Genomic DNA, 9626 nt, shown 5'->3' with positions numbered 1-9626 from the left:
CCGACGATGTAGATCGGCACGAAGTGCGGCTTGAAGAGCCACCGCAGATCGGCCAGCGGCTGGTCGATGCGCAACTCCACCACCGTCCAGGCGATCAGGATGACGACGCCGAGCAGCAGACTGCCGAGCACGCGCCCCGACGTCCAGCCCCAGTCCGACCCCTCAGAGATCCCGAGCAGCAGGAACGCGAAGCCGGCGCCCAGCATCAGTGCGCCCACCCAGTCGACCCGAAGGTCGGTGCGTCGCTCGACCTTCTCACCCCGGACCAGCAGCAGACCGGCGAGCGCAACGATCGTGCCGACGGCCGGGAGCCACAGCGCCCAGGTCGGGCCGTCGGTGTAGCGGGTGATGAATCCGACTGCAACCAAACCGAATACGACGCCGAAGATGAGGATCGAAGTCAGGTAGCTGATAGCGCGTTTCGTGTCGTCGTCGCCGTATCGATCCCGGACGAGACCGAACATCAACGGCAGGTATGCCGGGAACATACCTTGCAACACGCGTCCCGCGACGAGCACGGAGAAGCTGGGCGCGATTGCGATCAGCACCGATCCGGTGGCAACGACGGCTACTTGGATCCGCAGTATCTTGCGATGCCCGTAGACGTCACCGAGCTTGCAGAAGACCGGTGTCGAGATCGCACTGGCGAGCGTGAAGCCGGTCAGCGCCCATGACAGAGTGCCGATGCCGACACCGAACTTCTCCGCCAAAGAGGCATAGACAGGCGAGAAGTAGATCTGCAGCACGCCGCTGAAGAGTTCGACGAGCACGAGCGGTCCGAGGAAGACGGCCAGTGGCTGCCGGGTGATCTGGCGCGGCTTGGACGCCGGTGTTTCAAGTGCTTGAGTCATGACCGTTCCTGAATCGTCAGCCCGAGGGGTTTACGCGGGAGCGACCGCGCCGGCGGCACGATGCGAGGGAGGCTCGGCGGCGAGGGAAGCCAGTCGAGTGGTGGCGAGTTCGGCATACAGTGCGGCGCCGTCGGTGAGGACGCCGTCGTCGAAGATCGCCTGCGGCGAATGGTTGAACGCAGCCGCCTGCGGGTCGGCACCGGGGGTGACGGCGCCCAGTCCGATGAAGGTGCCAGGGACACGGTCGAGCACGTGCGAGAAGTCCTCGGATCCGGAGACCGGCGCCGCCAAGCGGCTCATCCGCTCCTCTCCGAGCAGTCCGGCAATGACCTGCTCGGCGCGCTCGGTTTCGCCGAGATCCGTGACGGTGCGCGGGTATTCGGTGCGGTAGTGGACCTCGACGTCGAGCCCGTGCGCCGACGCGATGCCCTGCAGCAGCCGAGGGATGATGTGTTGCAGCCGCTCGCGGTTCTCGTCCGAGAAGGTGCGGACGGTGGCCTCGAAGCGAGCCGAGTCGGGTATGACGTTGCGCTTCGTACCGGCCTGCAGCACGCCGACCGTGAGCACCGCCGGGTCGAACATGTCGAGCTGCCGGGTGACCATCACCTGCAGGGCAGTGACCATCTCGGCGGCGGTGGTGACCGGGTCCTTGGCGTGATGCGGGGCCGAGCCGTGCCCGCCGGCGCCGTGCACGACGACCTCGAGGCCGTCGGACGCGCTCATCATGACGCCGGGTTTGGTGAGCAGTTGGCCGTGTGGCGCCATACCGGAGAAGACGTGCATGGCGTATGCCGCATCGACCGTACGGCCGGCCGCCTCGAGCACTCCCTCGCGCAGCATGATCGACGCTCCGTCGCAGCCCTCCTCACCGGGCTGGAACATCAGCACGACGTCGCCGCGCAACTGGTCGACGCGGTCAGCGAGGAGCCGTGCGGCGCCGGTGAGCATGGAGGTGTGCAGGTCGTGCCCGCAGGCATGCATCGCGCCGTCGACCCGGGAGGTGAAGTCGACGCCGGTCTGTTCCTGCACGGGCAGAGCGTCCATGTCGGCACGTAGCAACACGACCGGACGCTCGGCGTCCGTCGCCGCGGCACGACCGCGCAGCACGGCAGTCACCGAGGTGGTGTCCCGCCCGGTGGTGACCTCCAGCGGAAGCCCGTCGAGTTCGCGCAGCACCTTCTCCTGGGTGCGCGGCAGGTCGAGTCCGATCTCGGGGTCCCGGTGCAGCGCATGCCGGAAGCGGATCAGGTCGGCAGTCAGGTCGCGGGGCTCCAGGGACATCGGGTCTCCTCATCGGGTGCGGAACGAGCTCGATCGATTGTGAGGTGACCTGCATCACAGGCCCCGAAATCCCTGGAACTGTTCAGTAGTCAGGTGCCTATCCCAGTTTCCGTGCTTCAATCCAGTGGCATGGCGACGGATCGTGACCTGGTGAGCGAGGACGATCTCGCCCTGATCAACGCTCTGCAGATCGCGCCCCGAGCACGCTGGACAGACCTGGCCGAGGTGCTGGACACGCACCCGACCTCGCTCGCGGCCCGATGGGATCGACTGCGCGCGTCGGGCATGGCGTGGGTCACCGGGCATCTGGTCGGCGACCCACAGGACATGTCGCTGTGCTTCCTCGAAGTCGACTGCGACATACAGCGACGCGCGTCGGTCTCCGACGAGTTGGGCCGCATCCCCCAAGTGGTCACGGTCGAGCACTCGGCCAGCGACCGCACTCTGCTGCTCACCATCACCACGCAGTCGTTCCAGGACCTCAGCGAAGTCGTGATCGAGCGGATCGCAGCGCTGCCCGGCGTGATCGACTACCGATCGGCCGTCTGCACGCGGCTGCATCAGGGCGGCTACGCCTGGCGCCTCGGCGTCCTCAACGCCGCTCATCGGGCACAGGTCCAGCAGCTCGCACACAGTGCCGGCGCGTCGGCCCGGCTCCCCGACAGTCACCTCGCGCTACTGCCGCTGCTCGCCGCGAACGGACGCGTGACGGCAGCGGAGATGGCGCGGACACTGCACCGGACTCCAGCCACCGTGCAGCGCCAGCTGAGCAAGGTGATCTCGTCCAACGTGTTGTCCTTCCGGTGCGAGATAGCCCAGCGCTACAGCGGATTTCCGGTCAGCTGCCAGTGGTATGTGCGCGTGCCCGCCGATGCGCACAGCAAGGCGGCGCAGGCTCTCGCTGCGATGCCGCAGGTGCGCCTCGCCGCGTCGACGACCGGCGAGGCCAACTTCGTCATCGTCATGTGGCTGCGCTCCGTCGCCGAAGTGATGGACGTGGAAGTCGCTCTGGCACAACAGATTCCGGAGATCGAGCTGTTGCGCAACACGCTCATTCTCCGTGCGACGAAACGCGTCGGCTGGCTGCTCAACCCCGACACGACCGGGAAGGGCCCGGCAGAGCACACGCTGTCCGTCACCGACTTCGCGCGCTGAGGGCGCGGGACCAGTGCCTTGTCGGTGCTCGATGCAAGCCTGACGCCATTCAGACAGGTGATCGAAAACAAGGGGACGTCACATGGGAGTGCACAACCAGCAACGCCGTGCAGTCAAGGCGAAGGAGCGGCGCCGCCGTCGAGCACCGCGCCCACCGGCCGGGAGTGCGTTCGGCCCGTCGCCCACCCCGGAACGCACGCTGTATGACGGCGCCGAGCGCCGGCGACTCCTGGGCGAGCAGATCGCCGCCGACCTCTCCGATGCCGTGACGTCGCTGGCCGACCTCGCTCCGCACCGAGCGGAGGCCTCGATCCAGCGGCTGCTCGTGCAGAGCGTCGAACCAAGGGCGGCTGCCTTGATCCACCGGCAGCTGCGAGAGCTGCTCATCGCACCCATCGGGCTGGCCTGGTCGAGAGGCTGGCGCCCGATCGACCTGCACTCGTATGTCGGGCGCGAGCTGGACACCGGTGCGCAAGCCATCGCGGGTGACGCCATGGCAGCCCAGCTGGCGACGTATGCCGTGCCGACCCTTGCTCCGTCGTGGCCGGACCAGCTGCGCACGATCGATGCGACGTGCTGGTGGCCACCGCAGAGCGATTTCGTCACCGAGCGGTCACGCGCGGACGGCTTCGAACCAACGCTCCGGAAGGTTCTCGATGTCGCGGTGCTGGTGACGATGCTTCCGACGATCGAACGCATCGACTCGCTGCCGGGCACTGCGCGCCCCGGCAGGACTCCTTCCACCCCGGCCGGGGTCGACCCGCGCATCCTGGAGCGGGTGCGCCGAATGCTCGCCCAAGCCGAGTCGACCCCTTATGAAGCAGAAGCCGACACCTTCACGGCTGCGGCACAGTCGTTGATGACGCGGCACAGTCTTGACCTGGCGATGCTGTCGGCGTCAGCCGACCGTCATACCGACGAGGCGAAGCCGACGCGCGTGTGGGTCGAGCGCCCCTACGAGCAGGAGAAGGTCCGGCTGCTCCAGGTCGTGGCCGAGACCAATCGGTGCCGCACGGTGTGGAGCGTCGGCCTCGGTTTCGCCACCGTCGTCGGCCACGCCGCCGACCTCGCGGCCGTCGAGACGATCTTCACGTCGCTGCTTCTGCAGGCGACACGCGCAATGCTCGGGGAAGGAAGTCAGTTCACCCGCGACGGCACGTCGCGCACACGCAGCTTCCGCAGGTCGTTCCTCACCGCCTATGCCGTCCGCATCGGCGACCGACTGCGCGAGGCGACGGACGCGGCGACTGAATCCGCCGTGGCCGGAACGGATTTCGACGCTTCCACCAGCGCCGATGGGAGCTCACGCGCACTGGTTCGCGTCCTCGCAGAGCGATCGGCACACGTCGATGCGCTGGTCGACGAGCTGTTCCCCACCCTCGTCCACAAGAAGAGCCGGATGCCCACGGACGGATACGGATGGGCTGCCGGGCAGCGCGCTGCCGACGCCGCGAACCTCTCGGGCAGCGCGGCGCCCTTGGAAGGAACCGGAACGGCGTCGTGACTCTCCAAGATCCGGCGACACCGATTCACCATGACGGACCTCGCCGGCCGTCATTCCAATGACAGGATGTGTCCATGACCTCGAACCCGCCCGCTGCCTGGCATCCGGACCCGGCCGGCTCCAACCGACTGCGCTGGTGGGACGGCCAGCAGTGGACCGAGCATTACCAGCCGATGCCGCCACCTCAGCAGCAGCAACAACCGGGCTCGTCATACCCGCAGCAGGGTCAGCCGCAACAGGCCTACCCCCAGCAGCAGAACCACCAACAGCAGCAGGGCGGCCCGCAATCGGCCCGTGGCCAGCACGCGCAGTGGACACAGGGGTACGGCGACCAGAGCTTCGGCGGTGCGGTGCAGGGCCAGGTCGGGCAGTCAGTCGCCGGCAGCGACCGCAACGTCTTCACCGAGCACACGCTCGTCGTGAGCCAGAAGCGCAAGCTGATCGAGTTGACCAACGAATACATGGTTTACGCAGAGGACGGTGCCGAGATCGGTGCGGTCGTCGAGGTCGGGCAGAGCAACGCGAAGAAGGCGCTGCGGTTCGTCAGCAACCTCGACCAGTTCCTCACCCACCGGTTGGAGATCCGCGACACGAGCGGCCGACCGTTGCTGCTGCTGACGCGACCGGGGAAGGTCTTCAAGTCGACCATCGTCGTCGAGCACCCGGGCGGTGGCGAGATCGGTCGCCTGGTCCAGCAGAACATGTTCGGCAAGATCCGCTTCGGGCTGCAGGTGGGCGGACAGGATGTCGGCACCCTGAATGCCGAGAACTGGCGGGCCTGGAATTTCGCCCTCCTGGACGGCAATGGCGTCGAGGTCGGTCGGATCACCAAGACCTGGGAGGGGCTGCTGACCACGATGTTCACCACTGCCGACAACTACGTCGTGCGCATCCGGCCGGACCTGCAGGATCCGTTGCGGTCACTGGCAATTGCCGCAGCGCTGACCGTCGATACGGCCCTGAAGCAGGACGACCGCTGAGCGATGTCGACCGTGCTGGTGGTCCAGCCCGCGGCGGACGACGGGTTGGGCAGGTTCACCGGATGGCTCGGTGACCAGGGCCTCGCCATACGGACAGTCCGGCCGTATGCCGGCGACGCCGTCCCGGATCGGCTGCGGGCGGACGGGCTGATCGTGCTCGGCGGCGACATGAGCTGCTACGACAACGCCCGGTTCCCCTGGCTGGAGCGGATCCGTGCGTTGTTCCGGGACGCCGTGCTGCAGCACCGGCCGACGCTCGGGATCTGCCTCGGCGGGCAATTGCTGGCGCAGTCACTGGGCGGCACGGTCGTGAAGGGAAAACACGGGACCGAGGCGGGCGTCGTCACCGTGCGCATCACCGATGAGGCAGCCGGCGATGCGTTGTTCGACGGCCTCGGACCGGAGGTCCGGGTTGCGTCGATGCACGGTGATGCGATCGAACGGCTTTCCGACGGTGCCGCGTTGCTCGGCACGTCGGATCCCTACCCACAGCAGGCTTTCCGCGCTGCGCCGAATGCGTGGGGCGTGCAGTTCCACCCCGAGATCACACCGTCCACTTACGGCGAGTGGGCCGGAGAGTTCCGCAGCTCCGATCAGGACGAGCGCGACCGGGTTGCCCACGGTGTCGATGACCTCGCTGCCGCCGACCCGGAGGTGCAGGCGACAGCGGCGCTCCTCGCGACCCGCTTCGCGCAGCTCATCGCTCCCTGACGACAGGGCACTACCGAAGGAATCACACATGGTCCAGCTCGCACGATTCGCACGACGCTCGCTCGGTCATTTCCCGACTCCGCTCGAGCGAATGGAGCGGCTCGAGGAGCACCTGCGCCAGCAGTACCCGCAGGTGCCCGCACTGTGGATCAAGCGCGACGACTGCACCGGCCTGGCCACCGGTGGCAACAAGACCCGCAAGCTGGAATTCCTCGTCGGTGACGCCATCGCGCGCGGCGCGGACACGCTGGTGACGGCAGGTGCCGTGCAGTCCAACCACACGCGGCAAACAGCAGCTGCGGCTGCAGCCGTCGGCATGGACTGCAAGCTGATCCTGGAGCGACGCCAGGTGCGGGACGACGACTACGAGCACTCCGGGAACGTCCTGCTCGAGAAGCTGCTCGGTGCGCAGATCGTCGACCGTGTGCCGGGCGGCGCCGACATACCGGCTGCGATGGACGAGCTCGCGACCTCACTGCAGGACCGGGGTCGCACCCCGTATGTCATCCCGGGTGGCGGATCCAACCCGGTCGGCGCCCTGGGCTACGTCGCCTGCGCCGAAGAGCTCGAATCCGCTGCGACAGCAGTGGATTGGGTGGTTCACACGACAGGCAGCTGTGGCACGCAGGCCGGCTTGGTTGCCGGGTTCTCAGCGTTCCACAGCAAGGCAAAGGTGCTCGGCATCACCAACCGCCGTGCGGCGACGGCACAGATCGATGCCGTCAAGACGCTGACCCTGCGCACCGCCGACCTGCTGGGCACCGGCGACACGATCGACCACGACAGCATCCGGGTGGATGACCGCTGGATCGGCGGCGGGTACGGCGTGCCCACCGACGAGATGCTGGCCGCGATGCGCCTGCTCGCAAGACTGGAGGGCATCGTCCTGGATCCGGTCTACACCGGCAAGGGCTTCGCCGGCCTGCTCGGCAACATCGCGGACGGCACATTCGCCGAGGACGACAACGTCGTGTTCCTGCACACCGGTGGTGTCGCCGGCCTGTTCGGATACCGGTCGGTCTTCGACGGTGAGTGAGACCGCGCCGCTCGTCGGCATCCTGGGCGGCATGGGGCCGGCAGCCACGGCGGACTTCTACCGCAAGCTGATAGAACGCACCCCGGCCACCCGCGACCAGGACCACCTCCGGGTCGCGATCTGGGCCGACCCGACGGTCCCCGACCGGGCCCGCGGCATCCTCGGCGGCGGCGCCGACCCCTACCCGAAGCTGCTCGACGGCGCTGCGAAGCTGCGCGACCTGGGTGCCTCCATCGTTGCGATGCCCTGCAACTCGGCGCATGCGTTCCTCACGCGACTCGCGCAGGACACCGGACTCCACTTCGTCGACATGGTGCGCGAGACCGCTCACGAGCTCGCCGACCAGCCGCATGCCGACGCCGGCCCAGTGGCCCTGCTCGGTGCGCGGGCACTCATCGCCAGCGGCCTCTACCAGCGACAACTCACCGAGCACCGCATTGAATTCGTGACGCCGGCCGAGGACGAGCAAGCCGCGCTCGACCTGGCAATCCGGCACGTCAAGGAGGGCAACTTCACCGCTGCCTCCCGGGTCGCCGCCGGTGTCGCCGAGGGTTTTCTCGAGCGCGGCGCCGGTCGTGTCCTACTGGCCTGCACGGAGCTGCCGATCGCGCTGAGCGATGTTCTGGCGACTGGGGATCCACGCTTCATCGACCCGACCGACGTGCTGGCGCGTGCCGTCGTCCGCGAGTTTTCGACCGCACGTCGAGGATGATGCCGCCGGCATCCGGATCCGACGTGGGACGAATCAGGCGCCGCCGCCCGCCGCGTTCGCGAGGTTGCCCAGCACGCCGAGGAGGAGCAGCCCTCCGATGACGATCATGGCGATGCTGCCGCCCAGGCCCGGGGGTTGCCGCTCAGGCTTGCCGGCCGTCGGCTGCGGCGCGTACGGACCGGGCTGCATGCCCGGCTGCTGCGGCCACCCCGGCGGCGGTCCGTACTGCCGGCGGCGCTGCATCTCGGAGCGCTTCATCAACCGCCGGATCCCGAAGACCACCAACACGATTCCGGCCACCAGGAAGATGGCGAGGGCACCGAGGTAGCCGCCACGCTCGGCCGGGTCCATCGTCGACACATCAGTGATGACCATCATGCGGCCATGCTCGCACGGCTCATCCTGGGCCAGGTTCATTCCGCCGGCCGGTGTCGCTCCATGAAACCCGCGCTGCTGAACCGTCATCGGACGCGGACGCTCTGCTAAGCATTTGCGCATGCCCCGTCACTCCCTTCTCGCCGGCGCCGCGTTGCTTCTCGCGCTGACCTCCTGCAGCAGTCAATCCGACAGTCCGTCGAGCTCGTCGTCCGGCGATCACCCGTCAACCACCCACGCGAAGACCGCCGCGGCGGACTCGGCCTCCGCCTCGCACTTGGACCGCGTGAGCTCCACCAAGAAACTGCGCGTCTGCACGACCGGCGATTACCGCCCGTTCACGTATGTCGACCCCAAGACCCACAAGCGCAGCGGCATCGACGTCACGATGGCCCAGAACCTGGCCACCTCGCTCGGCGCGAGGATTCAGTGGGTGCCCACCACCTGGAAGAACCTGATGCCGGACTTCCTCGCGAAGTGCGATATCGCGATGGGTGGTGTCTCCATCTCGACCGAGCGAGCCCAGCAGGCCGGTTTCACCGACCCGGTGCTCACCGAGGGAAAGACGCCGATCACGTTGTGCAGCAACGTTTCCAAGTACGACACGGTGGCCGAGATCAATCGTGCGGGCGTGCGGGCCATCACGCCCGAGGGCGGCACGAACGAGGACTTCGCCCGCCAGCACTACCCCAGGGCGAAGATCGTGGTGTGGGGCGACAACAACACGATCTTCGACCAGATCGTCGCCGGTAAGGCGGACGTCATGACGACCGATGCCAGTGAAACGGTCTGGGTGGCCAAGACCCACCCGAAGCTCTGCGCCGTGCATCCGAAGAAGCCGTTCAACTTCAGCCAGAAGGCCTACCTGCTGCCGCGCGGCGACGGCGCCTGGCAGGAGTACGTCAACACCTGGCTCAACATCGCCAAGCACGACGGCACCTGGGCAGCAGCGACCGAGCCGTGGTTCGGGGCGACCCACCTGGGCTGACGGCGAGTGGCGGGCCGGCGACACATTGCGCCG

At 67.7% G+C, this 9626-nt stretch carries 10 protein-coding genes; 7 read left to right on the top strand and 3 right to left on the bottom strand.

What is annotated here, in order from left to right:
• Both VG502_RS19785 and VG502_RS19780 read right to left on the bottom strand, forming a co-directional pair.
• On the bottom strand, positions 1 to 851 hold an 851-nt coding region (locus tag VG502_RS19785; protein ID WP_325551901.1), incomplete at its 3' end, for an MFS transporter.
• 30 nt (positions 852 to 881) lie between these two features.
• On the bottom strand, positions 882 to 2132 hold the full coding sequence (locus VG502_RS19780) for a M20 metallopeptidase family protein (protein ID WP_325551899.1): 1251 nt from the start codon (positions 2130 to 2132) through the stop codon (positions 882 to 884).
• 129 nt (positions 2133 to 2261) lie between these two features.
• Between VG502_RS19780 and VG502_RS19775 the strand changes: the two genes are divergently transcribed.
• The 6 genes from VG502_RS19775 (at position 2262) to cuyB (ending at position 8230) form a co-directional block, all read left to right on the top strand.
• A complete protein-coding gene (locus VG502_RS19775) occupies positions 2262 to 3287 on the top strand; it encodes an Lrp/AsnC family transcriptional regulator (protein WP_325551898.1) in 1026 nt (341 codons plus the stop codon).
• A gap of 82 nt (positions 3288 to 3369) precedes the next feature.
• Positions 3370 to 4791 (top strand): DUF2786 domain-containing protein, encoded by a 1422-nt coding sequence (locus VG502_RS19770; RefSeq protein WP_325551896.1) that lies wholly within the window; start codon positions 3370 to 3372, stop codon positions 4789 to 4791.
• A gap of 74 nt (positions 4792 to 4865) precedes the next feature.
• Complete coding sequence (locus VG502_RS19765) at positions 4866 to 5771, top strand: LURP-one-related family protein (protein ID WP_325551894.1); 906 nt, start codon at positions 4866 to 4868, stop codon at positions 5769 to 5771.
• Between the two features lie 3 nt (positions 5772 to 5774).
• Complete coding sequence (locus tag VG502_RS19760; protein ID WP_325551893.1) at positions 5775 to 6482, top strand: type 1 glutamine amidotransferase; 708 nt, start codon at positions 5775 to 5777, stop codon at positions 6480 to 6482.
• A gap of 28 nt (positions 6483 to 6510) precedes the next feature.
• Positions 6511 to 7518, top strand: coding sequence for a D-cysteate sulfo-lyase (cuyA, locus tag VG502_RS19755; RefSeq protein ID WP_325551891.1), 1008 nt, complete (start codon positions 6511 to 6513; stop codon positions 7516 to 7518).
• The gene (gene cuyB, locus VG502_RS19750; protein WP_325551890.1) at positions 7511 to 8230 is read left to right on the top strand and encodes a cysteate racemase; all 720 of its coding nucleotides are present in this window, start codon (positions 7511 to 7513) and stop codon (positions 8228 to 8230) included. Before cuyA ends, cuyB begins: the two co-directional genes overlap by 8 nt.
• A gap of 33 nt (positions 8231 to 8263) precedes the next feature.
• Here cuyB and VG502_RS19745 read toward each other — a convergent pair whose 3' ends face one another.
• Entirely contained in the window at positions 8264 to 8608 is a 345-nt protein-coding gene (locus VG502_RS19745) for a hypothetical protein (RefSeq protein ID WP_325551889.1), read from the bottom strand.
• 118 nt (positions 8609 to 8726) lie between these two features.
• Here VG502_RS19745 and VG502_RS19740 point away from each other — a divergent pair, with 118 nt between their 5' ends.
• Entirely contained in the window at positions 8727 to 9593 is an 867-nt protein-coding gene (locus VG502_RS19740; protein WP_325551887.1) for a transporter substrate-binding domain-containing protein, read from the top strand.
• Positions 9594 to 9626: the final 33 nt, after the last annotated feature.

Origin of the sequence: Flexivirga sp., assembly GCF_035551235.1 — a bacterium.
Taxonomy (GTDB): domain Bacteria; phylum Actinomycetota; class Actinomycetes; order Actinomycetales; family Dermatophilaceae; genus Flexivirga.
Note: the sequence above shows the minus strand (reverse complement) of the source record. Positions and strands in the feature narration are given on the sequence as shown.

What these genes read in the sequence shown, in the direction of transcription:
- VG502_RS19780 (WP_325551899.1), bottom strand. Translation starts at nt 2,132, where the DNA reads ATGTCCCTGGAGCCCCGCGACCTGACTGCCGACCTGATCCGCTTCCGG.
- VG502_RS19775 (WP_325551898.1), top strand. Translation starts at nt 2,262, where the DNA reads ATGGCGACGGATCGTGACCTGGTGAGCGAGGACGATCTCGCCCTGATC.
- VG502_RS19770 (WP_325551896.1), top strand. Translation starts at nt 3,370, where the DNA reads ATGGGAGTGCACAACCAGCAACGCCGTGCAGTCAAGGCGAAGGAGCGG.
- VG502_RS19765 (WP_325551894.1), top strand. Translation starts at nt 4,866, where the DNA reads ATGACCTCGAACCCGCCCGCTGCCTGGCATCCGGACCCGGCCGGCTCC.
- VG502_RS19760 (WP_325551893.1), top strand. Translation starts at nt 5,775, where the DNA reads ATGTCGACCGTGCTGGTGGTCCAGCCCGCGGCGGACGACGGGTTGGGC.
- cuyA (WP_325551891.1), top strand. Translation starts at nt 6,511, where the DNA reads ATGGTCCAGCTCGCACGATTCGCACGACGCTCGCTCGGTCATTTCCCG.
- VG502_RS19745 (WP_325551889.1), bottom strand. Translation starts at nt 8,608, where the DNA reads ATGATGGTCATCACTGATGTGTCGACGATGGACCCGGCCGAGCGTGGC.
- VG502_RS19740 (WP_325551887.1), top strand. Translation starts at nt 8,727, where the DNA reads ATGCCCCGTCACTCCCTTCTCGCCGGCGCCGCGTTGCTTCTCGCGCTG.